Raw genomic sequence first — 23,560 nt, forward strand, 5'->3', positions numbered from 1 at the left:
GAAGGCACTTATAAATAGAGATGGAGGATGACGAGATATGAACAAAAGAACAAAAAATCTATTTAAAATGAGTGCAGTTGGATGTGTAGCCATTATGGGAGTGAGTGCAGCTTCTTTACCGGTTCATGCTATGGTTTCCACACAAGTAACAGCTAATGTTTCTGCGGCTTTACCGTCGAAGGCACCAGCCCTTGCTGGCATTGAAGTACAAGAAAAAGTACTTAACACAACAAGTAAATACCTGATTGCAGATTTAAAAGTACCACAGCTAACAGGAATGCTGGATACTCATTATCAAGATGAACTGAACGATATTATCCTCTCTCATGCTGAAAAGGATCTGGCACAGTGGGAGAAAGACGCCGCAGAAATGGGCAAAAAAGCACAGGCTGATCAAATGGAATTTCATCCTTATACTCTTTACATTACTTATGATCTGAAATCAGATGGAACAGGTTCTCCAGCAGGCGTTATCTCCTTGACTGTTACTACTGAAGGTTCTGAAGGTGGAACAAGCATGCCGCGGATCGATACTTATAATGTGAAAAATATAGCTGAGGCAGAACCTGTTGCACTAACGGATCTACTGGGCGCTAACTACAAAGAGAAGCTCGATGCAGACATTCTGGCAGAGATTAAAAAGGATTCAGATAAGTATTTCTTAGAAGAGTACACAGGAACTTCAACTGAGCAGTCGTTCTATATCGATAAAGGTGACTTAGTAATCGTATTCCCTAAATACAGCATTGCACCAGGTTATGTAGGTTCACCAGAGTTTCGGTTCAGCTTAAATCATAGTTCAACGGATACAACTAAGCTAGATTTGAAAAAAGTAGCTACTTTCACGAATAAGAAAGGCGTGCTCATGGTATCGCTTCGTGATGTGGCCAGTCAACTAAACTATGAATTGAAATGGAATCAGTCTACCAAAACCGCTGAGTTGATGAAAGGAGCGCAGTGGACAAGTGTTACGCTTAACAAAGATTCATACTTCTTCGCAAAAATGACTCCTAAAGCTTTAGGTGCCGCACCTGTTCTGCAAGATAACAAAACCTATGTACCTGTTCAATTCGTATCAGAAATTCTACAGGTTGAAGTTCAGAAATAACCATTTAGAAGTTTGTAAAAGTAGTTAGAATTATTAAAAACATCCCGCAGGGTAATTCTTGCGTGGGTGTTTTTTACTTTTGATAACAGATTAGCCAGTTTAAAGAACTTTTTGAGCTGCTCCTGCGTCCTGCCTATGAACAACAAATTAAGGGTAAGGACTGAAACAGAATGAATGACAACAAGCGTTATATGCCTGGTATTGATGGACTAAGAGCTTTTTCCGTACTCGCTGTCATAGCCTATCATTTGAATTTGAAATGGGCTGGGGGTGGACTGCTGGGAGTGGGAATCTTTTTTGTGATCTCGGGTTATCTCATCACAGACCAAATCAATAACCAATGGGAGCGTCATCGAAGATTGGACCTTCTGGACTTTTGGATACGTAGAGCACGGAGGTTGCTGCCGGCGACGATAGTCATGCTGATCGTTGTCACCATATGGCTCTTAATCATAGATCCCACGAGATTAAATGGGCTGACAGGAGATTTCATGTCATCACTATTTTACGTTAATAACTGGTGGTTAATATTTCATGATGTTTCGTACTTTGAAAGCTTTGGACCTCCTTCACCGATCGGACATTTATGGTCACTTTCTATTGAAGAACAGTTTTATATTCTATGGCCGCTGCTGCTCGTATTAGGACTAAAGATCATACCTCGTCGAAGTAAACTTATTGCCTGGATTCTGGCTTGTGCTGCTGTCTCAGCTTTAGCCATGGCTATGTTCTATGTACCGGGCACAGATCCAAGCAGGGTCTATTATGGAACAGATACTCGCATATTTGCACTTCTAATTGGAGCGGCGCTTGCCGTTGCATGGCCTAGTCAGAAACTTAAAAATACAGTCACAGAAAGATCTCGTTATATGTTTGATATCATTGGTGCTCTGGGACTGCTGGTATTAATGGTGTTAGTTTACCGGGTTAACGAGTTTGATGAATCACTATATCGGGGTGGATTTTTGATCATCTCTATCATTACTGCAGTAGTGATTGCTGTGCTTGCTCATCCTGCCAGTTCTCTTGGACGGAAAATGGGTTGGAAACCTATGCGATGGATAGGTGTACGTTCATATAGCTTATATCTTTGGCATTATCCCGTAATTATTCTTACTAGCCCTAATGGGAATCCAGATGAGAGCGGCGTGCTTCGAATTATCCTTCAGTTAGCAGGAAGTTTTCTACTGGCAGCCTTATCATACAAATATGTGGAGGAGCCGCTCCGGCGGAGATCATTAAGAGATATTTGGAACCATTGGAGTGCAAAGCAACGCCGCAGCTACCACCCTGTCTTTCTTATGACCATGATCTTTTTGGTTCTTATTCCGATTGCCTGCAATGGATATTTATCCAATGCTGAATCTGACACACCTACAATCGAAGTTGCAGATAAGCAGAATGTACAGCAAGAGAGAACAGCGCAAGAACCAATAGATCACAATTCATTGGCACCACCCGTAGAAAAAGATACGACTGATGTTGAGAAGCAAAAACCTGACACTGAAGAGCAACAAGTTGAACCAGAAGGAAACATAGCGGTAACCGAGAAAAATCAAACTGGAAAGAATATTACGGCCATTGGCGATTCTGTCATTTTGGATGCAGCACCGTTTTTAGTAGAAAGTCTCCCTGGTATTGTCATCGATGGAAAGGTCGGCAGACAGATGATGCAGGCACAGGAGGTAGTTGATCAGCTTAGAGCACAAGGACGGTTAGGGAAGCGGATGATCATAGAGCTGGGGACGAATGGAGCCTTTAACTCCAAGCAATTACGTAAACTACTAAACTCGTTAAGCGATGCGGAGCAGATTATTTTGGTCAATACACGTGTGCCGAGAAAGTGGGAGCAGACTGTGAATTCCACCCTTTCAAAAGTTTCCAGTGAATTCAGGAATACGACCATAGTAGACTGGTACTCAGCTAGTGAAGGAAAAGACGACTACTTCTACAAAGATGGTGTTCATTTGAAACGTGAGGGTGCCAAGTATTATGCATCAATTCTAATTAAAGCTTTGGAAAAAGAAAATAAATAATTTATTTGGAATCTCCAAACTTTTTTATACTCACCAAACGTCTTACTCCTGTTACAACACCAGATCACAAACAGAGAAGGATAATCGACCATGTTGAATAGGAAAACCGAGAAAATATTGACGCGATGTATCAAAGAAAACAAAGAAAATGTATACCGGCTTGCTTACAGTTATGTGAAAAACAAAGAGGATGCCCTCGACATTGTGCAGGATTCTATTTATAAAGCGATGACACGAATGGATTTGCTAAAGGATCACGATGCCGTGAAAAGCTGGTTTTACAGGATTGTCGTGAATACTTCCTTAGACTTTTTGCGCAGAAACAAGAAGGTTCAGACGATGGAGCCAGAGATAATAGAAACCTATAGTCCGGCTGTTGAGGATAGCTATACAGATATGGATTTGAAAAGAACACTGGAAGAGCTGCCGGCGAAATACCGAAGTGTGATTGTGCTTAGATATTTTGAGGATATGAAGATTAATGAAGTGGCTGAAGTTCTTAACGAGAACACCAATACAATAAAGACAAGGCTGTATCAGGCCCTTCAGTTATTGCGGGTGAAGCTGAATGATGAAGCCTTAAAGGAGATAAAGTAAGATGGACGAAAGAATACAAGAATTACATAAAGAGTATACCGATATTCCCATTCCGGATGAACTTGATTTGATTGTAAACCGTTCTATAAAGCAGTCACTTAAAGCCAATAGAAAAAAACACACGACAACTAAGTGGGTGGCTAGTGTTGGTGCGGCCGCAGTTATTTTTCTAGTAGCCATAAACACTAGTACAACCGTAGCTAGTGCATTATCTTCCATTCCAGGCGTTGATCGGATAATAAAAGTACTAACTATTAAAGAATACGTTGTAGAAGAAGAGAACTACGATGCTAATATCAAAGTTCCAGCCGTTACCGATATGGAAAACAAAGAACTGGAGCTTGGATTGAACAGCAAATATTTAAGTGAGAATAAAGCACTATACGAAAAGTTCCAAGCGGAGATCGAAGCGTTGAAGGAACAAGGTGGGGGCCATTTGGGGCTGGATGTAGGTTATGAAGTGAAAACGGATAATGAGCGCATTTTCTCCATTGGCAGATATGTTGAGGAAACCGCTGGTTCATCTTCAATGGAAGTTACTTTTGATACGATAGACAAAGTGAACCAGATCCTTATTACATTGCCAATGCTATTTAAAGATGATCAATACATTGAACGCATCAGTGAAAATATTAAAGAACAGATGATTGCTCAAATGAAAGCAGACTCTGAGAAAGTTTACTGGATCCCTGAGTATGGCGATGATGTGCCAACGGATCAGTTTACCTCCATTACGAAGGATCAGAGCTTTTATATCAACACCGAAGGTAAGCTTGTAATTGTGTTTAATAAATACGATGTCGCACCGGGTTATATGGGCTCCGTTGAATTTGTGATACCAACCGCGGTGCTTGCTGATGATTTGGTCAGTCAGAAGTATATTCAATAAAAGAATTCTGGGAATAACGTGATCTGAGTCCGAAACTCTGCACAAAAGGTGAAAAAGTGGAAATAAGATCATCTGGGTCCGAAAGTTTAGCCAAAACTCTTCGTCAAAGCCTCAAACATCGTTTGCTCTCATTATTTTACGGGTGACGCAGTAGCTAACGGACTCAGCTGACCCTAAACGCAGCATTATCGCACTTTTGCAATCCTAACGGACCGCATCGTCGCTATTGGCACGAAAACCATCCCCCAAGCGCACTTTTCTAACGAATAGCTGCACTGGGGTCCGAAACTCTGCGCAAAAGGTGATAAAAGTGGAAATAAGGTCATCTGAGACCGAAAGTTTAGCCAAGGCTCTTTGTCCAAGCCTCAAACATCGTTTGCTCTCATTATTTTACGGGTGACGCAGCAGCTAACGGACTCAGCTGACCCTAAACGCAGCATTATCGCACTTTTGCAATCCTAACGGACCACATCGTCGCTATTGGCACGAAAACCACGCCCCAAGCACTCTTTTCTAACGAATAGCTGCACTGGGGTCCGAACCTCTGCACAAAAGCTGATAAATGTGGGAATAAGGTCATCTGAGACCGAAAGTTTAGCCAAGGCTCTTTGTCCAAGCCTCAAACATCGTTTGCTCTCATTATTTTACGGGTGACGCAGCAGCTATCGGACTCAGCTGACCCTAAACGCAGCATTTTCGCACTTTTGCAATCCTAACGGACCGCATCGTCTCTATTGGCACGAAAAACACACCCCAAGCGCACTTTTCTAACGAATAGCTGCACTGGGGTCCGATACTCTGCACAAAAGGTGATAAATGTGGAAATAAGGCCATCTGGGGTCCGATACTCTGCGCAAAAGGTGATAAAAGTGGAAATAACGTCATCTGGGTCCGAAAGTTTAGCCGTAAATAAATCGTTCTACTGCCGCAGCAGTAGCAGTAATATCCGGGTTAGAATTGTCGATCAACGCAATATTTTCAGCCGGGAGCGGCCATTCTACCGTACGGTTGCCAAGAGAAGTGCGGAATTCATTCCAATGCTGGAACTTCCATTCATCTAGTGGTGATTGTCTGTCTTGAATTCGTTCCCGGTACAATTCCTCGTTGGCTAACCCTACCAAGACAACCTTGACCTCAACATCATGAAGAGAACGCCCGATCCGAGCTAACTCATGGCTGATCCAGTCAGGATTGGCTGCCTCTTTGGTAAAGGGACCAACTACAAAAGCATCGACGTCCAAGCCTATATTATCCAGCGCAGCATCCATAGTGATTCGATAACCTAAATCGCGGCATAATCTTTTGTACTCAGCTGAGTCTCTATCTGCCGGATCCAGTCCGTGTAAAGTCATTATCGCGTCAGCAGCAGGCCGTAGTAGAATATCCATATCGAAAAAAGGTATTTTGCGCCGCGAAGCAATCGCTTTAGCTAACGTTGTTTTGCCTGCTCCAGCTGGACCAAGAAAAAATACAAGTTTATTCATTTCTAATTCTCCTTAGTTCTCAAGTCAACTCCAATGTGTATCTATGCATACTATCATATAAAAGATGACGAGCAATCGCCAGCGTAATCCCATTCTCGGCAAGTGACGGTCCACAAAACTAAAATTGCTCACGGATTAGCCCATAAAATGATATTTTTTGCTTCTCCATTGAGTTTTTAGCTAATCCTGCTTATAATATAGCGAGAAAAATAAGAAAAAGGTGTCCATAAATGAGCATATTAAATGTTGAAGGATTAAGTCATGGCTTTGGAGATCGTGCGATCTTTAAGGATGTTTCATTCCGTCTCCTAAAAGGCGAGCATATCGGATTATTCGGCGCTAACGGCGAAGGAAAATCCACTTTTATGAATATTGTTACAGGCAAACTGCAACCTGATGAAGGTAAAGTCGAATGGTCCAAGCGGGTGCGTGTTGGCTACCTCGATCAGCATGCAGTGTTAACCAAAGGAATGACGATTCAAGATGTACTCAGAAGTGCTTTCCAGTACCTGTTCGATCTTGAGCAAGAGATGAACGATATGTATGGCAGAATGGGTGACGTTTCACCTGAAGAGCTGGAAAAGCTGCTTGAAGAAGTAGGTACCATCCAAGATACACTTACAAATCAAGACTTTTACATGATCGATGCGAAAGTACAAGAAACCGCGCGTGGACTAGGGATCACTGACATTGGATTGGATCGCGATGTAGCCGATCTTAGTGGTGGTCAACGTACCAAAATCTTGCTTGCTAAGCTATTGCTTGAAAAACCAGATATTTTGCTCCTCGATGAGCCTACGAACTATCTGGATGAGCAGCATATTGAATGGCTGAGACGTTACCTTCAAGAGTACGATAATGCTTTTATTCTGATCTCACATGATATGCCATTCTTGAATAGTGTTATCAACCTGATCTACCATATGGAAAATCAAAAGCTGACCCGTTATGTGGGTGATTATGAGCAATTCCAACAAGTCTACGAAATGAGAAAACAACAGCTTGAATCTGCTTATAATCGCCAAAAGCAAGAAATAGCAGAGCTGAAGGATTTCGTAGCTCGTAACAAAGCCAGCGTGGCTACCCGTAACATGGCGATGTCCAGACAGAAGAAGCTCGACAAGATGGAGATCATCGAGATTGCCAAGGAGAAACCGAAACCACAGTTTAACTTTAAAGAAGGTAAAACTGCCGGCAAGATGATTTTCGAAGCAAAAGAATTGGTTATCGGCTACGACTCTCCATTGTCCAGACCGCTTAATTTGTTGATGGAGCGTGGACAGAAGATCGCGTTGGTTGGGGCAAACGGAATTGGTAAAACAACATTGCTGCGCAGTATTTTAGGTGAAATCTCTGCATTGTCTGGTTCAGTAGAACGTGGATATCATCAGGAGATTGGCTATTTTGAGCAAGAGATGAAGGAAGGCAATTACAAGACTTGTATTGAGGAAATCTGGGATACATTCCCGTCTCTGTCACAATTCGAAGTACGTGCTGCTCTAGCTAAATGCGGATTAACCACGAAGCATATTGAGAGTAAGATTGCTGTACTAAGTGGTGGGGAAAAAGCTAAAGTGCGTCTATGTAAGCTGATTAATAGCGAAACTAATATTCTCGTATTAGATGAGCCGACGAACCACTTGGATATCGATGCCAAAGATGAACTGAAACGCGCTCTAAAAGCATACAAAGGAAGTATTCTTATGATTTCTCACGAACCCGATTTTTATCAGGACATCGTAACCGATATCTGGAATTGCGAAGATTGGACAACGAAAGTATTCTAAGTATACGAGTTCAATTAACGAATCTTAAACAGGATACCTTACTTCGATACTCCGAAGGGTATCCTGTTTTTTATTCCGAGGCACTATCTGCATTAATTGTGGCGATTAAAATTGGCGTCTGAGTAGAAATCAAGATCATCATGTGGAGTGATTCCACTTTCAATGCAGATTTCCAGATAACAAATCCGTCAAAAATTGATGGCCGCCTTAATGATTTTCATAATTAACACAAAGAATAGATCACTCCTCAAAACTTTCCGTCCGATAAGAAGACTTTAGGCTTCAAACTTCAGATTCTGTGGTTCCGTCGGAAATTCTTCTGTCCGTGCACGGGAATCAGTGACGGGAACGTCCAGGCCTACTTCTTCAAATGTGCAGTCATCTAGCCAAATCTTTCCTGATCCCGATAGGAGAATACCAATGTTGATACAATCCGCCTCTGCCGGGATATCCAGCACACAAGCGTAAAAATTCCAGGAAGCAGTTCCTTTAATGCTTCTGTACTGCATGTTGTCAAAACCCAGCATATTCTGGAGCTTGTCATCAATACGCATCCATAAGCCGCACCAGTCGCTGACTTCTTCGGTCCGGATAAAGCCGGCAAACCGCATCCGCTTCCCAAGATAATTTTTTGCATCAAACTGCTGCATTAGAGTACCAAATTCGTTCTCTTCAGGTGGTTCAGTTTCTGCGCATTCCAGTGATACAGAGTTCCTTCCCTTATGGTAAATCTGCATATCTAATGATGCCTTATATTTGCTGGGGGATGTTCCGGTGATGAACCAACCTTTAATTTCGGACATGGTTAATTCCTCTCTTTCCTGAATCAATAGTTTTATCTGCGACCTGTATTGGGCTGGGGGGAGAGCATAAAGTCCTTTAAAAGCTCTTGTAAAAGCCTCTTGACTATCAAAACCATAAAGCAGTGCAATATCTAGAATGCGTTCTTCGGAATAGAGCAGCAGTTGGGCAGCAGAACTCAACCTACGGGAACGAATGTATTCAGCTAAACTTTTGCCGACATATTTCTGAAAGAGCCGGTGGAAATGATATTTGGAGAATCCAGCCTCTTTCGCAATTCTGTCCAGATTCAATTCTTCTTCCAAATGGTTCTCAATAAATTCAATACTATTGTGAATCATCTTGTAATACAGCCTGATCACCTCCCTGGTATTAATATACCTCACCTATTTAAAGGGATTTTGATAATTCTTGCTTAGTTGTACTTCAATATGTAGAGATTTGCATCTGAACCTAATACTATCAGCAGAAGATATAAAAGGAGAGTATAAAACTATAAAACACAAAAAAGGCGAATTCTTACTCATAATGGAGTAAGAATTCGCCAATATCTATTCGATTGCATTCCTACATTAAACCTCAATGATGATTGGAAGAATCATTGGCCGCCGTTTCGTTTTTTCGTATAGGAACTTACTTAATGATTCTTTGATGGTCTGCTTGATGATATTCCATTGGCCGAGATCCGTTTCGTTCATTTTTTTAAGGGTTGATGTTACATGCTGGTTGATCTCGTCCATTAAATTATCGGAGTTACGGACATAAACGAATCCCCTGGAAATAGTGTCTGGCTCGTTTAATAGACGTCCATCGGTTTGGCTCAGTGTAATCACTGTAATCAGAATGCCGTCTGCTGACAGCTGGCGACGATCGCGAAGCACAACATTTCCAATATCTCCGATCCCAAGGCCATCTACTAGAATTTGCCCAGCAGTCACTCGACCGGATTGGCGGACAACACCAGACGATGACTCAACGATGTCTCCATTTTTTAGAATAAAGATATTTTCCGGTTTGACGCCTACCGCCTCCGCTAACAAGCTATGATGATGCAGCATACGGTATTCACCATGAATCGGAATAAAGTATTCAGGTTTCATTAGAGTCAGCATTAGCTTAAGCTCCTCTTGGCTGCCATGCCCGGAGACGTGAAGCTCACTGCGTGAACCATAGATGACTTTAGCACCCAGCATATATAAATTATCGACAATCCTTGAAACATTCCGTTCATTTCCCGGGATGGGATTGGCTGCGAGCAGCACCGTGTCCCCAGCCTGGATCTCCATCAATCGATGGCTTGAGTTCGCTAAGCGGGATAGTGCGGCCATGGGCTCTCCTTGACTGCCTGTACATAAAACAGTTACCTGTGCCGGAGGGAGCTTAGCAGCTTCTGCAGGTTCGATCAGCATATCGTCCGGCATGTTCAAATAACCGAGTTCTTGGGCCACTCTGACTACATTTACCATACTTCTGCCGAGTAAGGTCAATTTACGTTCAGTTAAATGAGAAGCATCAATGATCTGCTGTAGACGATGTACATTTGAGGCGAAGGTAGAAATAAAAATTCTACGGTCTGCTTTTAAAAAGGCTTCTTCTATGTGAGCGCCAACAAGCTTTTCAGAAGGGGTGAAGCCAGGACGCTCAGCATTAGTGCTTTCTGACAGCAAGATCTTTACACCGTTTTTCCCAATATCGGCCATTTTATGTATATCTGGATACTGCTTGTTGACAGGCGTCATGTCAAATTTGAAGTCTCCCGTATGAACTACGATACCTTCAGGTGTATCGAATACTACGCCAAGGCAATCTGGAATACTATGATTTGTATTAAAAAATGTTGTAGTAATGGCTCCCAGGGTCAACGTGGATTCTGAATTAATACAATGGAGTTTCGTTTGTCGTAAAATTCCATGTTCCCTAAGTTTATTTTCGATTAATCCTAAGGTTAAACGGGAAGCATATATTGGGATATTCAACTGTTTAAGCAGGTAAGGAATCCCACCGATATGATCCTCATGTCCGTGAGTCACCACCAACGCTTGTACCTTATCAATATTATTTAATAAATACGAAACATCAGGAATAATTAGGTCAATCCCTAAGAGACTTTCATCTGGGAATTTAGAGCCGCAATCAATGACAACAATATCATCTGCGTATTGCAGGATATACATATTTTTACCAATTTCATGAACCCCACCTAATGCTGCAATCGAGAGTTGCTTAGCTGCCATTTTCATTGAAGCCCCTCCTAAATAAATTTCTCTATATTATGTTTGAATCCCATTATAATTATCCATTCTGAAGCTTGATACAATATAATAACTGAAGAAAGCTAATCGAAAGATAGGAGAACGTTACTCATGAATATCAGACTATTACAAATGAAAGATAATAGCTCCATTGAAAAGGTCATTAGGGACTGCCTAATTGAGTTTGGCGGGAATCGCTCGGGTCTAGCCTGGGAGGATGACAGCCTGCATCATTTATCAGATGATTATAATCATAGTGAGAATCGGGCTTATTGGGTTGTCGAAGAGGGAGGGGAAGTATTAGGGGGGTGTGGCATTGCTCCTTTCGGGAATGATGACAAGATATGTGAGTTACAAAAAATGTATTTATCTCAGTCGATTAGAGGTAACGGGATAGCCAAAGAACTTTTAAATACAGCGTTGGACTTTGCTAAGCTTCATTACAACCAATGTTATTTGGAGACACTTCAAAACATGCACGCAGCTAACCGTTTCTATATGAAAAATGGATTTGAGCTTTTGGATGAACCGCTTGCGGGGTCGGAGCATTTCGCTTGTGATGCTTGGTATATTAAAAATTTAATGTGAATTGCTTTAAAAATGTTGGAGGCCTGGATTACCAGGCTTTTTTTGATCTAAGGTAATGATTTTTTATTTGACAATAAAACCGTCCAGACGGTATAGTAAATAACAGAGGTGATTTTCGTGAACAGTAATTCAAAACGAAGTAGTATTTTATTAGCAGCTTCTATAGTAGTTAAAAATAATGGGGTGGAGAAGCTTACGCTTGAAGCCGTTGCCAAAGAAGCCGGGGTCAGTAAAGGTGGACTGCTGCACCATTTTCCGAATAAGGAAGCTTTAATAAAAAGTATGGTGGAAGAATTAACAAGTGATTTTTTCAGTAATGTTCAAGAAAGAGTATCGAACGCATCTAGAGAAACGGGGAAGTGGGGACGAGCGTTTGTTCAGGCGATAGACGACGATCTTAAGGAAGAGCAAGAGATTAGCACCGCGCTTTCGGCTGCTCTTTTTACGAATCCGGATATCCTTAAGAAATTTCAAAATCAATACTCAGTATGGCAAAACAATATAGAGAACGATGGAATAGATCCTGTACGTTCCACAATTGTCAGGCTGGCAGCGGACGGTTTATGGTATTCAGAAATGTTCGGGTTAGGAGCTTTAGATAAGGATTTACGAGATAAAGTAATTCAAGAATTAATAAACATGACGGAGTAAGGAGGGGCTATTGTTGAATTCATATCTGTTACTGGCAACAGCGATTATCTGCGAGGTATTTGGTAGCTCCATGCTTAAGGTTTCTAACGGGTTTAAAAAGATTTTACCTTCAATAGGAGTCGTACTCGGCATGGGTTCAGCCTTTTATTGTCTTTCTTTAGCGCTTTCAACGATTCCACTAGGGACGGCTTATGGTATTTGGTCGGGGGTAGGTACGGCTTTAACTGCGTTAATTGGAGTCATCATTTATAAAGAAAACTTCAATCTGAAAAAACTACTCGGCCTGATTCTTATCATTGGTGGAGTAGTCATTATGAAACTTTCTGGTGGATCTCATTAGAGCTTGGAGGAAATGTTATGAACAAGAATAAGGGTTTTTGGGTACTGGGAGTAGCTATTATAAGCGAAGTAATAGGTACAACTATGCTGAAAATGTCAGAAGGGTTCACACAAATATTGCCTACTATAGGTATTATTATTGGTTTTATTATCGCATTTTATAGTTTGTCCATAAGTCTCAAAGTTTTACCTTTAAGCCTAGCTTATGCGATTTGGGCAGGTGTAGGTACAGTTCTAACCGCAATCGTTGGTATCGTAATATGGGGGGATCCATTTAGTATGCTTACACTTGCAGGCATAGTATTAATAGTTGGAGGTGTGGTTTTATTAAACTCTCCAGATTCAGCTAATGAAAAAGAACTTAAAACGACAAGTTAATCTTCATAAAAAACTAGGGCCTGAGAAATCAGGCCTTTATTTGATGGACGTGATGTTAATAGATTCCATATTTAGGGTAGTTGCGCGATATTGGTATCACATATCTTTTCCGTAGAATTACATCTTATAGCTTGATCCGCTCTTTCTCTATAATGAGAGTGTCTCACATTGAAAGGAGGATCGGTTGTTATTTAATGTGTTCTGAGATGAATTTGATTGTAAACGCTATCATTTGAGCACTCCGATAAGGCGACACGTTAGTGAGTATCTACATTAAGAGGAGGATTATAATGCGCAAGAAGTATGTCGTTTGGTCGCTTGTAGTAACCCTGTTGATTTCAAGTTTATACCTGGCAGCGGGTCCGTTCACATTTGTTAGTGCCTCTGGTGGCGCGAATTTGACGCTGGGCAAAACTGTGACGGCTAGTGGTCAATCACAAACGTATAGTCCAAACAATGTGAAAGACAGCAATCAAGAGACGTATTGGGAAAGCAGCAATAATGCATTTCCGCAATGGATCCAAGTAGATCTCGGTACAGAGACAAGTATTGACCAAATCGTATTGAAGCTGCCAACGGGCTGGGAGACGCGTACGCAAACACTCGCCGTTCAAGGCAGCACAAATGGATCTACATTCACTGACATTGTTGGTTCAGCTGATTATGTGTTCAATCCTTCAGCAGGAGGGAACACCGTTAAGATTGATTTTTCAGCAACCAGCACTCGTTATGTACGCCTGAATTTAACAGGTAATACGGGTTGGCCGGCAGCACAAGTATCTGAATTCGAAATTTATGGAGCTAGTACACCAACACCGACGCCAACAGTCACACCGACGCCAACAGTCACACCGACGCCAACAGCCACACCGACGCCAACAGTCACACCAACGCCAACAGCCACACCAACGCCAACAGCCACACCAACGCCAACGGCCACACCTGTTGCGGGCAGTAATATCGCGGTTGGCAAATCGATTACCGCATCTTCTAATACGCAATCATTTGTGGCAGCAAATGCTAATGACAACAACACCAACACATACTGGGAAGGTGGCAGTAATCCTAGTTCATTAATACTTGACCTGGGGTCAAACTACAATGTTTCCTCCATCGTTCTAAAGTTAAATCCAGCCGCTGCATGGGGAGCACGTACCCAAACGATTCAAGTGCTCGGTCACAATCAGAACACAACGACATTTGGGAATCTGGTGTCAGCACAATCGTATTCGTTTAATCCAGCTTCAGGAAATACAGTAACCATTCCTGTTACCGCAACTGTCAAACGTCTACAGCTTAATATTACTGTCAACTCGGGTGCTCCAGCTGGACAGATCGCCGAATTTGAAGTATACGGTACTCCAGCTCCGAATCCGGATTTGGTGATTACTGGCATGTCCTGGTCACCAACGAATCCGGTTGAGTCTAATGCGATTACGCTGAACGCAATCGTAAAGAATATCGGCAATGCCAGCTCTCCAGCTACTACTGTTAATTTCTATTTAAATAATGAGCTTGTAGGCTCAGCTCCGGTAGGTGTACTAGCAACTGGAGCATCGACAACAGCATCGATGACACTTACCGCAGGAGTTAAGCCTGCCGCAACGTATTCAGTTAGTGCCAAAGTTGATGAAGACAACCTAGTTATCGAACAAAATGAAGCGAATAACAGCTACACGAACCCAGCGTCACTTATTATCGCTCCAGTGTCCAGCTCTGACTTAGTGGGAACTGTTACATGGACACCAAGTAATCCTGTTGCTAATAACAATGTAGCGTTTAATGTAAATCTTAAGAATCAAGGAACCATTGCCTCTGCAAGTGGTTCACATGGTATAAGCGTTGTTCTTAAAAACTCTGCGGGGTCCACTATTCAAACCTATAATGGATCTTATAACGGTGCCTTAGCAGCGGGGGCAATAGTTAATGTTGCGATTCCAGGGACTTGGACAGCGATTAATGGTAACTACACAGTTACCACTACTGTTGAAGTGGATGCTAATGAGATAGCTGCCAAGCAAGCGAATAATGTAAGTGTTTCTAATCTCGTTGTCTATGCTGCGCGTGGTGCAAGCATGCCGTATAGCCGATATGATACCGAGGATGCTACACTCGGGGGTGGCGCGACATTGAAATCGGCGCCAACCTTTGATCAAGCATTAATCGCCTCTGAGGCTTCTGGTCAGCGTTATATAGCTCTTCCTTCGAATGGTTCGAACTTAGAGTGGACGGTCAGACAGGGTCAAGGCGGCGCAGGTGTAACTATGAGATTTACAATGCCTGACTCTGCAGATGGGATGGGATTGAATGGTTCACTGGATGTGTATGTGAATGGAGCGAAAGTAAAAACAGTTTCCTTAACCTCATACTATAGCTGGCAGTATTTCTCAGGTGATATGCCTGGCGATACACCTAGTGCTGGACGTCCACTATTCCGTTTTGATGAAGTTCACTGGAAGATGGATACACCCCTCCAACCTGGGGACAAGATTCGAATCCAGAAGAACAATGGAGATAGCTTGGAATATGGTGTGGATTTCATTGAAATTGAATCTGTTCCAACAGCAATTGCCCGCCCAGCTAACTCCGTATCTGTAACAGATTACGGTGCTGTGGCAAACGATGGACAAGATGATCTGGCAGCTTTTAAAGCTACTGTAAATGCAGCCGTGGCAAGCGGTAAGTCTATTTATATTCCAGCAGGAACCTTTAATCTTAGCAGTATGTGGGAGATTGGTTCTGCTAGTAATATGATCAATAACCTCACTATTACTGGTGCTGGTCTCTGGCACACCAATATTCAGTTCACCAATCCTAATGCTGCGGGCGGTGGTATTTCACTCCGTATTTCAGGTAAGCTAGATTTCAGTAATGTATATATGAATTCTAATTTGCGCTCACGTTATGGACAAAATGCAATTTACAAAGGTTTTATGGATAACTTTGGAACCAACTCTATTATCCATGATGTCTGGGTAGAGCATTTTGAATGCGGAATGTGGGTAGGCGACTACGCTCATACACCTGCGATTTATGCTACCGGGCTGGTAGTTGAAAACAGTCGGATTCGGAACAATCTTGCAGACGGCATCAACTTCTCGCAAGGAACTAGCAATTCAATTGTACGCAATAGCAGTGTGCGAAATAATGGTGACGATGGTCTTGCAGTATGGACCAGTAACACAAATGGTGCACCTGCTGGTGTGAATAATACCTTCTCGTATAACACCATTGAGAATAACTGGCGTGCGGCAGCGATTGCTTTCTTTGGAGGAAGTGGTCATAAGGCTGATCATAACTATATCATTGATACAGTTGGTGGTTCCGGCATACGTATGAATACCGTTTTTCCAGGTTATCATTTCCAGAATAATACGGGTGTAGTTTTCTCAGACACAACCATTATTAACAGTGGTACGAGTAAAGATCTTTATGGGGGTGAACGTGGCGCAATTGATCTTGAAGCATCAAATGATGCTATCAAGAACGTTACATTTAATAACATAGACATCATTAATACCCAGCGTGATGCGATTCAATTTGGATATGGTGGTGGATTCGAGAACATCGTGTTCAACAACATCAATATTAACGGTACAGGACTTGATGGAATAACAACTTCACGGTTCTCAGGTCCACATAAAGGTGCAGCTATTTACACCTATACAGGCAATGGTGCTGCAACCTTTAATAACCTGACAACCTCCAACATTGCTTATCCGAATCTGAATTATATTCAGAGCGGTTTTAATCTAACGATTCATTAATTTTATGTACGAGGTTAAGGGAGAAGCTCTTAGGAGCTTTTCCCTTTTTAGCTTGTAACGAGCTGGATATCTCTAAATTGCCAGAAGGATAATGACTACATGAACAAGAAATTAATATAAGGGGAATTTAAACTATTAAATTTTTGAAATTCTTTTGCGGATGTGTTGATTTCATCATCTTATGTTCGTCATAGCAGATGCGTCGGATCTCAAAGGACCTCCTGATTTTGTTAAACAACTTACTGCGCTTATTCAGGCAAACCATTTAATTACTTAAAGGGAGAGATGAAAAATGAATCAGGAAGTAATCGATTTTATTGAAGCGCTAAAAGAATCATGGCAGGTGGAGTTGTCCACCTCACTACGTGAGGTTGTTCATCAGGCTATACCGGATGTGCAGGAACGTATTCAGTATAAGAAACCTCATTTTTTGAAAAATGGAAAATACGCTGCGGCCATCTCGACATCAAAAGACGCAGTCAGCTTTGTAATCTTTAATACAACCGAGCTAACGCTTCCTGAGGGAGCATTTGAGGGACCACCTGAAAGGAAAACCCTGAAGCTTCGAAAAGGAGACACATTTGATTCTGCACAATTGGTCTCTTTAGTTGCTCAAGCTTCAGCTTCTCTTTGAGCCATACTTATATTAAAAGGACGATATCTCAAAGTCATTTGACTTCATGGGATATCGTCCTTTTTGACGATTATACAGTTTTAGTTACTCGTTGTAGTGCTGAGATAGTGAATCTGCTCTTCCAGGATGGTACTTGCTTTGCCTAAAAATGTTGTTATAAGCTCAAGCTCCTGCTCAGTAAAGGAAGACGCCAGTTTAACCATCTTAGTGTGCAAAGGAAGGTAGGCATTTCCAACCTCGTTATTCTCATATAAAGGAACAATAATCACCTTACGACGGTCATTGGGATCATGTTCTCTGCGAACAAAGCCGTTTTTTTCAAGTCGATCAACTAATGTGGTAATGCTGCCTGTAGTAAGTCCAGTTAATTTGGATAGCTCGCCGGCGGTGATAGGACCTTTTTCATGAAGGATATCTATAGATAGAAAATCGTTATTGTATAACCCTAGAGAAGTTGCTACTTTTTGCTGATACAAAACCGTTCGGCTGCCTAGGCCCCGCATGCGTAAAGTTAAGTCTTCCTGCTGAATTGTAACTTGATTGTGTCGATCTCTTGACAAAAGAGGACCCTCCTTTTAAAATGTTTATATCTTGATAGTCAAGATAATAAATAAACAAGATGCTTGATGAACACCTAATTAATTGTCTTGATTTTATCGAATTATTCACTAATTTGCAAAGGGTATAAAATCACGTGGTTTGGAATGAAGCCTGTGCACAATCCTTTAACAATTAGAGTAGAACTAAACATTTGGGAAAAGTGGAGGAGAAAAAGGAGCATGGAAAAGAAAAATAAAGTTGGGGTTATTATAGTAGCTCTATTGTTGGCTACACTTATGGCATCAATGGATAATACTATACTTGCAACCGCAATGGGAACCATTGTAGGTGACCTTGGCGGCTTTGACAAATTGATGTGGGTTACGTCCGCTTATATGATAGCTGAGATGGCGGGTATGCCGATTTTCGGTAAATTATCGGATATGTATGGACGTAAGCGATTTTTTATTTTCGGTATTATTGTTTTTATGATTGGTTCAGCTTTATGTGGTACGGCAAATTCTATTGTCCAGCTTAGTATTTATCGGGCAATTCAGGGTATTGGTGGAGGGGCACTCGTTCCTATTGCATTCACGATTATGTTCGATGTAGTGGCCCCAGAAAAACGGGGGAAAATCGGTGGGTTATTCGGTGCTGCCTATGGTATTTCCAGTATTTTTGGTCCTCTTATTGGCGCTTATATAGCGGATTATATTCATTGGTCTTGGGTCTTTTATATCAATTTACCCATTGGTGTTATTGCATTCTTTATGATCGCTTTCTTCTACAAAGAATCTGTTGAGCATTCCAAAGAAAAAATTGATTATCTTGGGGCTTTTACACTTGTAGCTTCAATCCTTTGTCTCATGTTTGCGATTGAGCTCGGGGGTAAGAAATATGCTTGGGACTCGACAATGATTCTGGGATTGTTTATGGCTTTTGTTGTGTTTTTAATTGGTTTTATTGTTATCGAACGTCGTGCAGAAGAGCCAATCATTACCTTTGGCATGTTCAAGAATCGTCTCTATTCTACGAGTAATGTTATGGCGATATTTAGCGGAGCGGCATTTATTACAGCCTCGGTGTACATTCCAATTTATATTCAAGGGGTTCTTGGCGGGTCTGCCACAAATTCGGGGCTTGTTCTACTTCCGATGATGATTGGTTCTGTTATCACTGCTGCTGGCGGAGGATTCTTGCTCTCTAAATTTAATTATCGCACGATCATGATTTCTACGTTAGTACTCCTTGTAGCAGGTATGGCTCTACTTACCACACTAACACCAGACTCCTCCCGGTTTATGGTCACTATTTTTATGTTTCTGGTGGGTCTTGGCATAGGTTCATCATTTTCTGTTCTAAGCAATGCAGCGATTCATGGATTTACAGCAAGACAACGGGGTTCTGCAAGTTCGACACTTAGCTTCACACGGGAGCTGGGAATGACACTTGGCATTACGGTATTTGGTATTATTCAAAGTCACATTTTTTCGAATAAACTAGCTTCCATGTTCAGTAAGGGAGGCGCGGCACCAGAAGGTGTTAATCTAAGTGATCCAAGTACAATTTTGACTCCCGACACACGGGCCAAAATTCCCTCTGAGGTTCTTGATAAAATCACCGAAGGATTATCTTCTTCTCTTGTTCATACCTTTGCTTGGGCGATTATTCCATCAGTTATAGCTCTAATGGCAGCATTTGTGATGAGCAGGGAGAAGTTTGACCCTGCTACTGAGCTGGAAGAATTTACGGCATCGCATTAAGGAAATAAAAGATAAAAATTAAAGCCCAAGTCCTTTGTTAATAAAGGCTTGGGCTTTTTTGATAAGAAGCTCGGCGATCCTATTTCTCTGAAATGCTATAACGAGAATGTAAATGCCAGATAAGCTCTCTACGGCTACTGACACCTGCTTTAGCAAAAATGGATTTTAAATGATCCTGAACCGTGTAAGCAGAAATATGTAATTCAGCAGCCAATTCTTTAGTAGATAATCCGCGAATTACTCCTTCAAGTAAATGCTGTTCCCGTTTCGTCAGATCATACGCTTCTGCAATGATAGGAAGCATATCTGCTGGACGTGCAGGCTCGAATGAAATGGCAATTTGCGTCTGACCGTCGTATGCATGAAGCCGGCTAGCCCGGATCACTAGATAAGGTCCGTCTGACATCCGGATACAGGACTTTGCCATCCCCGAAGATTCAGAGGGACTATTGATTGCTTGTGTGCTCACCGCCCGAATTGGTCGTGGCAGGATATGGTGATCAATTTTTTCTAATGAACGAAGTTTCTCTAACCAGCGGTCTGCTGTAGGATTGGAGGAGAGGAGCACTAGTTGATCAGAAAGGACGGCAATTCCGGAACCGTAATCTTCTTCCAGCCAAGTCTGATTTCTCTCAGGCAACTCAAGACTGAAAGCCCGCATTCTTGCGGCAATCTCAGGAAGCATTAAGGCTATCCGTACACAATCTTCCTGTGAAAATACAGGCTGACCCGACTTTCTGTAAAGTGTCAGATACCCCCAACACGCATCTCCATGAACAAGTACAGCGCGTAATTCATCCTCAAATCCTGCCGGAGACAGTACTTTTTGATAGCGGGCACTCAAATCTGGCTGCCCTTCGGTTGCTTCATATAAAGTAGCTACATGCACTTTACTATGAACCATTTGCTCATAGGGATTAATATCGTCTTCACCGTATTCGATCTGGAACAAGTGATGATGAATGGATTCCACGTTATCTTCTGTAACCGCACCTGTCGAGAGTAGTGTCTGTGGATCAACATGGGTACAGCAGGCAGCATCAAAGGGTACAGCCTGGCGTAAAATCGACAGTAATGAAGTACGGTAGCTATGTGAAGATTCAGAAACAGTACCTAACCTTATGATTTGTTGTTTAATATGATTAAGTTGTCTTATGGTTTTCATAGGTCAGCCCTCTAGTCATGGAGTATAAAAACAGGTATCCCACATTTATGGGATAGTGAATGTAAACCATATCCGTATAATTGAGAATGGTTCTTAATTATTTCTATTATATAGGATGCGGTGATAAAATGCAGAGAAAAGAAGATATTGTAGTCGTCGGTGGATATGGCCATGTAGGGCGTACCATTTGTGAAATCTTAGAGAAAAAATATCCTGGAAAAGTATATGCTGCAGGGCGAAGTCTTGTAAAAGCAAAGCAATTCAGTCAAGCAACTGATGGGAAAATTAAGCCGATGCAGTTGGATATTAATAAACCTTTACCTACTGATAAGTTAGAACGAGTGAAATTAATCATTATGTGCTTAGATCAAACGGATACGGATTTTATAAGAGCTGTGTTTCGAAGCGGTATTCATTATGTGGATGTATCTGCGAACGGTTTGTTTTTGAATGAAATTGAGAAATACAAGAGAGAAGCTGAAGACAATGGGTCAAGTGCTGTCTTAAGTGTAGGACTTGCTCCCGGCATCACTAATCTCCTGGCCCTTGAAGCAGAGCGGCAGATGGATCAGATTGAGGAGATAGAAATTGCGATTATGCTCGGATTAGGTGATTCTCATGGCAAAGCGGCGCTAGAATGGACAGTTGACAGTTTAGCAGCTAAGTTCGAAGTGAAGCAGGATAATCGCCAGGTTGAGGTGGAGAGCTTTACAGACAGAAGGTTGTATCATTTTGGTGATGAGATGGGTAACCGATATGCTTACCGTTTTCCATTCTCAGATCAACAGACACTTAGCAGAACACTGAAATCATCGTCTATCTCTACACGATTTTGTCTTGATTCAGCTCTAGTTACTAAAATACTGGCAATAACGAAAAGAACTGGAGCCGTTCGCTTACTGCAAATAGGCTGGCTGAAGAATTCAATTGTTCGTGTTATGGGGCGGCTGCATTTGGGGGATGATGGGTTCGCTATTAAGGTTGAAGCACATGGAAGAAATTCAGAAGGTAAATTACTTCATGCGGATTTTTTATTACAAGGAAAGAATCAATCTATCATTACGGCAAAAGTAACAGCGGCAGTAGCAAAACATCTATATGATTCACCACCCCCAGGTGGAGTTTACCATATTGAGCAGATGACTGATATAGCGTATATACAGAAGGAATTAGGATCAGCCATTTCTCTCAAGACTGCGGTAAACTAGTATAATATTAATCATATAGAAAGGGGCGTCTTAGAATGAATAGAAAAGATTGGGAGCTGTTGAACGGTCATAAAGCGGGCGTGTTTTGGTTCACAGGATTATCAGGTTCAGGAAAAAGTACACTAGCACAACAAGCTGAAAAAGAATTGTTTAAGCAAGGCATCCGATGTGCTGTGATCGACGGCGACCAGCTAAGAAAAGGTTTGAATATTGATTTAGGCTTTTCAGAAGAGGATCGTAAAGAAAATATGCGTCGCGCAGCCGAAGTAGCATCTATGTTTTTGGATCTAGGCTTTATAGTGCTTGTCCCGATGATTTCACCTTCTTCAGCTGCTAGAGAAGCGATTAGATATCGTTTTCAGTCTGGCGAGTTTGCAGAGGTTTATGTGCAATGTTCATTAGAAACCTGCGAACAACGTGATCCTAAAGGGCTGTATAAGAAAGCTAGAAAAGGTGAAATTCGTGAGTTTACAGGTATTGATGCTATTTATGAAGCCCCTGAACATGCCGAATTGACAGTTAACACAGAGATTTACGATATGGAGAGCAGTGTGAATCTGCTAGTTGATTTTGTTACACATAATTACGCTAAAAAGATATAGAGGGAAGTTAACAGAAGCCTGGTCAAGTCGGGCTTCTTTTTTTTGCATTCTCAAATGGAATTATATCGCATAAAAGGGATCAAGGTGCTACAATATGAATGAATAAAATAATATTCATTCATATTGATAGGTCTTATTCAAAATATGCATATATGGAGGGGTTCAAATGAAAAAAGTTACTGCATTTATTGGGAATCAACAAAAGCATGCGACCTTTGAAGCGGTTTGTGAATTTGGCAATAATTTAAAAGCATATGGTGATATTGAATTTGAGTATGTCTTTTTAAAAGATTATCGGCTTGAATATTGCCGGGGCTGCAAGATATGTTTCAATAAAGGTGAGGAATATTGTCCACTAAAGGATGATCGCGATGTATTGATGGAGAAAATGATCCATTCTGACGGAATTATTTTCGCCACGCCTAATTATGCATTTCATGTATCGGCACCGATGAAGAACCTCTTGGACCGGCTTGCTTTTGTATTTCATAGACCTCGATTCTTCGGGAAAACCTTCACGGCTATTGTCAATCAGGGGATCTTTGGAGGCAGCAAAATTGTGAAATACCTTAGTAATATGGGCGAGAATTTCGGATTTCAAGTTACAAAAGGCTGTGTCTTGACTACTTTGGAGCCAAGAACAGAAGTTGCGCAGAAAAAAATGACGAGAGAAATAAAGAAAGCCTCCGAAAGATTCTATAAGGACCTTATGTCGCCCAAGACTCCAGTTCCTTCTTTTCTCAGATTAATGCTGTTTCGAATGTCACGTACAAGTATAAAAACAATGCTTGATGATCATTCCAAGGATTATCGTTATTACAAAGAACAAGGCTGGTTTGAGTCGGGTTATTATTATCCTGTTTCATTGGGTCCTATAAAAAGGACAGCGGGTCTGATCTTTGACTTTATTGGGAAACGTATGGCGAAGAATTCGTAACCATAAAGACACTTCCCCGTATAAGATATGAACA

At 41.6% G+C, this 23,560-nt stretch carries 20 protein-coding genes; 15 read left to right on the forward strand and 5 right to left on the reverse strand.

What is annotated here, in order from left to right:
* Positions 1–37 precede the first annotated feature (37 nt).
* From NST58_RS15650 to NST58_RS15665, 4 genes are all read left to right on the forward strand, one after another.
* Positions 38–1,108 carry a stalk domain-containing protein gene (locus NST58_RS15650; protein ID WP_248548228.1) on the forward strand — a complete coding sequence of 357 codons (1,071 nt, stop codon included), beginning with the start codon at positions 38–40 and terminating at the stop codon, positions 1,106–1,108.
* Between the two features lie 170 nt (positions 1,109–1,278).
* Entirely contained in the window at positions 1,279–3,144 is a 1,866-nt protein-coding gene (locus NST58_RS15655) for an acyltransferase family protein (RefSeq protein ID WP_339248658.1), read from the forward strand.
* Between the two features lie 90 nt (positions 3,145–3,234).
* Entirely contained in the window at positions 3,235–3,741 is a 507-nt protein-coding gene (locus NST58_RS15660; RefSeq protein WP_076125785.1) for a sigma-70 family RNA polymerase sigma factor, read from the forward strand.
* A gap of 1 nt (position 3,742) precedes the next feature.
* The gene (locus NST58_RS15665; RefSeq protein ID WP_076217533.1) at positions 3,743–4,630 is read left to right on the forward strand and encodes an RsiV family protein; all 888 of its coding nucleotides are present in this window, start codon (positions 3,743–3,745) and stop codon (positions 4,628–4,630) included.
* A gap of 899 nt (positions 4,631–5,529) precedes the next feature.
* Here the strand turns inward: NST58_RS15665 and NST58_RS15670 are convergent.
* Positions 5,530–6,114 carry an AAA family ATPase gene (locus NST58_RS15670; protein WP_076306429.1) on the reverse strand — a complete coding sequence of 195 codons (585 nt, stop codon included), beginning with the start codon at positions 6,112–6,114 and terminating at the stop codon, positions 5,530–5,532.
* A 230-nt stretch (positions 6,115–6,344) separates the two neighbouring features.
* Between NST58_RS15670 and NST58_RS15675 the strand changes: the two genes are divergently transcribed.
* Positions 6,345–7,901, forward strand: coding sequence for an ABC-F family ATP-binding cassette domain-containing protein (locus NST58_RS15675; RefSeq protein WP_036677991.1), 1,557 nt, complete (start codon positions 6,345–6,347; stop codon positions 7,899–7,901).
* 275 nt (positions 7,902–8,176) lie between these two features.
* Here NST58_RS15675 and NST58_RS15680 read toward each other — a convergent pair whose 3' ends face one another.
* Both NST58_RS15680 and NST58_RS15685 read right to left on the reverse strand, forming a co-directional pair.
* Positions 8,177–9,043 (reverse strand): helix-turn-helix domain-containing protein, encoded by an 867-nt coding sequence (locus tag NST58_RS15680; RefSeq protein ID WP_076217535.1) that lies wholly within the window; start codon positions 9,041–9,043, stop codon positions 8,177–8,179.
* A gap of 231 nt (positions 9,044–9,274) precedes the next feature.
* The gene (locus NST58_RS15685; RefSeq protein ID WP_339248774.1) at positions 9,275–10,936 is read right to left on the reverse strand and encodes a ribonuclease J; all 1,662 of its coding nucleotides are present in this window, start codon (positions 10,934–10,936) and stop codon (positions 9,275–9,277) included.
* Between the two features lie 129 nt (positions 10,937–11,065).
* Between NST58_RS15685 and NST58_RS15690 the strand changes: the two genes are divergently transcribed.
* The 6 genes from NST58_RS15690 to NST58_RS15715 all read left to right on the forward strand — a co-directional run bounded on the left by NST58_RS15690 (position 11,066) and on the right by NST58_RS15715 (position 17,311).
* Positions 11,066–11,542, forward strand: coding sequence for a GNAT family N-acetyltransferase (locus tag NST58_RS15690; RefSeq protein ID WP_076184542.1), 477 nt, complete (start codon positions 11,066–11,068; stop codon positions 11,540–11,542).
* 117 nt (positions 11,543–11,659) lie between these two features.
* Positions 11,660–12,193, forward strand: coding sequence for a TetR/AcrR family transcriptional regulator (locus NST58_RS15695; RefSeq protein ID WP_339248662.1), 534 nt, complete (start codon positions 11,660–11,662; stop codon positions 12,191–12,193).
* A 13-nt stretch (positions 12,194–12,206) separates the two neighbouring features.
* Positions 12,207–12,533 (forward strand): multidrug efflux SMR transporter, encoded by a 327-nt coding sequence (locus NST58_RS15700; RefSeq protein WP_339248664.1) that lies wholly within the window; start codon positions 12,207–12,209, stop codon positions 12,531–12,533.
* Positions 12,534–12,550: 17 nt separating this feature from the next.
* Positions 12,551–12,910 carry a multidrug efflux SMR transporter gene (locus tag NST58_RS15705; protein ID WP_339248665.1) on the forward strand — a complete coding sequence of 120 codons (360 nt, stop codon included), beginning with the start codon at positions 12,551–12,553 and terminating at the stop codon, positions 12,908–12,910.
* Between the two features lie 290 nt (positions 12,911–13,200).
* Positions 13,201–16,677, forward strand: coding sequence for a discoidin domain-containing protein (locus NST58_RS15710; protein WP_339248667.1), 3,477 nt, complete (start codon positions 13,201–13,203; stop codon positions 16,675–16,677).
* 292 nt (positions 16,678–16,969) lie between these two features.
* Positions 16,970–17,311: a DUF1801 domain-containing protein gene (locus NST58_RS15715; RefSeq protein WP_036677965.1), complete on the forward strand. Its 342-nt coding sequence runs from the start codon at positions 16,970–16,972 to the stop codon at positions 17,309–17,311.
* Positions 17,312–17,391: 80 nt separating this feature from the next.
* Here the strand turns inward: NST58_RS15715 and NST58_RS15720 are convergent, their stop codons facing one another.
* On the reverse strand, positions 17,392–17,814 hold the full coding sequence (locus NST58_RS15720; RefSeq protein WP_172628892.1) for a MarR family transcriptional regulator: 423 nt from the start codon (positions 17,812–17,814) through the stop codon (positions 17,392–17,394).
* A gap of 276 nt (positions 17,815–18,090) precedes the next feature.
* Here NST58_RS15720 and NST58_RS15725 point away from each other — a divergent pair, with 276 nt between their 5' ends.
* Positions 18,091–19,614, forward strand: a complete 1,524-nt coding sequence (locus NST58_RS15725) for an MDR family MFS transporter (RefSeq protein ID WP_076217540.1) — start codon at positions 18,091–18,093, stop codon at positions 19,612–19,614.
* Positions 19,615–19,693: 79 nt separating this feature from the next.
* On the opposite strand, the gene NST58_RS15730 is transcribed toward NST58_RS15725, so the two are convergent.
* Positions 19,694–20,779: a helix-turn-helix transcriptional regulator gene (locus NST58_RS15730; RefSeq protein WP_339248670.1), complete on the reverse strand. Its 1,086-nt coding sequence runs from the start codon at positions 20,777–20,779 to the stop codon at positions 19,694–19,696.
* A 128-nt stretch (positions 20,780–20,907) separates the two neighbouring features.
* On the opposite strand from NST58_RS15730, the gene NST58_RS15735 reads away from it, so the two are divergent.
* From NST58_RS15735 to NST58_RS15745, 3 genes are all read left to right on the forward strand, one after another.
* A complete protein-coding gene (locus NST58_RS15735) occupies positions 20,908–21,987 on the forward strand; it encodes a saccharopine dehydrogenase NADP-binding domain-containing protein (RefSeq protein ID WP_076125756.1) in 1,080 nt (359 codons plus the stop codon).
* A 35-nt stretch (positions 21,988–22,022) separates the two neighbouring features.
* A complete protein-coding gene (gene cysC, locus NST58_RS15740) occupies positions 22,023–22,589 on the forward strand; it encodes an adenylyl-sulfate kinase (protein WP_076125754.1) in 567 nt (188 codons plus the stop codon).
* Between the two features lie 166 nt (positions 22,590–22,755).
* Positions 22,756–23,526, forward strand: coding sequence for a flavodoxin family protein (locus tag NST58_RS15745; RefSeq protein WP_076184551.1), 771 nt, complete (start codon positions 22,756–22,758; stop codon positions 23,524–23,526).
* The last annotated feature ends 34 nt before the right edge of the window (positions 23,527–23,560 follow it).

The sequence above is a fragment of the Paenibacillus sp. FSL R10-2796 genome (assembly GCF_037965315.1).
Lineage (GTDB): Bacteria > Bacillota > Bacilli > Paenibacillales > Paenibacillaceae > Paenibacillus_AQ > Paenibacillus_AQ odorifer.

Bases quoted from the DNA above. Each gene is read 5' to 3' on its own strand.
- NST58_RS15675 (WP_036677991.1), top strand. From the start codon at position 6,345: ATGAGCATATTAAATGTTGAAGGATTAAGTCATGGCTTTGGAGATCGT.
- NST58_RS15670 (WP_076306429.1), bottom strand. From the start codon at position 6,114: ATGAATAAACTTGTATTTTTTCTTGGTCCAGCTGGAGCAGGCAAAACA.
- NST58_RS15745 (WP_076184551.1), top strand. From the start codon at position 22,756: ATGAAAAAAGTTACTGCATTTATTGGGAATCAACAAAAGCATGCGACC.
- NST58_RS15680 (WP_076217535.1), bottom strand. From the start codon at position 9,043: ATGATTCACAATAGTATTGAATTTATTGAGAACCATTTGGAAGAAGAA.
- NST58_RS15730 (WP_339248670.1), bottom strand. From the start codon at position 20,779: ATGAAAACCATAAGACAACTTAATCATATTAAACAACAAATCATAAGG.
- NST58_RS15690 (WP_076184542.1), top strand. From the start codon at position 11,066: ATGAATATCAGACTATTACAAATGAAAGATAATAGCTCCATTGAAAAG.
- NST58_RS15720 (WP_172628892.1), bottom strand. From the start codon at position 17,814: ATGCGGGGCCTAGGCAGCCGAACGGTTTTGTATCAGCAAAAAGTAGCA.
- NST58_RS15685 (WP_339248774.1), bottom strand. From the start codon at position 10,936: ATGGCAGCTAAGCAACTCTCGATTGCAGCATTAGGTGGGGTTCATGAA.
- NST58_RS15660 (WP_076125785.1), top strand. From the start codon at position 3,235: ATGTTGAATAGGAAAACCGAGAAAATATTGACGCGATGTATCAAAGAA.
- NST58_RS15665 (WP_076217533.1), top strand. From the start codon at position 3,743: ATGGACGAAAGAATACAAGAATTACATAAAGAGTATACCGATATTCCC.
- cysC (WP_076125754.1), top strand. From the start codon at position 22,023: ATGAATAGAAAAGATTGGGAGCTGTTGAACGGTCATAAAGCGGGCGTG.
- NST58_RS15725 (WP_076217540.1), top strand. From the start codon at position 18,091: ATGGAAAAGAAAAATAAAGTTGGGGTTATTATAGTAGCTCTATTGTTG.
- NST58_RS15650 (WP_248548228.1), top strand. From the start codon at position 38: ATGAACAAAAGAACAAAAAATCTATTTAAAATGAGTGCAGTTGGATGT.
- NST58_RS15710 (WP_339248667.1), top strand. From the start codon at position 13,201: ATGCGCAAGAAGTATGTCGTTTGGTCGCTTGTAGTAACCCTGTTGATT.
- NST58_RS15735 (WP_076125756.1), top strand. From the start codon at position 20,908: ATGCAGAGAAAAGAAGATATTGTAGTCGTCGGTGGATATGGCCATGTA.
- NST58_RS15655 (WP_339248658.1), top strand. From the start codon at position 1,279: ATGAATGACAACAAGCGTTATATGCCTGGTATTGATGGACTAAGAGCT.
- NST58_RS15715 (WP_036677965.1), top strand. From the start codon at position 16,970: ATGAATCAGGAAGTAATCGATTTTATTGAAGCGCTAAAAGAATCATGG.
- NST58_RS15705 (WP_339248665.1), top strand. From the start codon at position 12,551: ATGAACAAGAATAAGGGTTTTTGGGTACTGGGAGTAGCTATTATAAGC.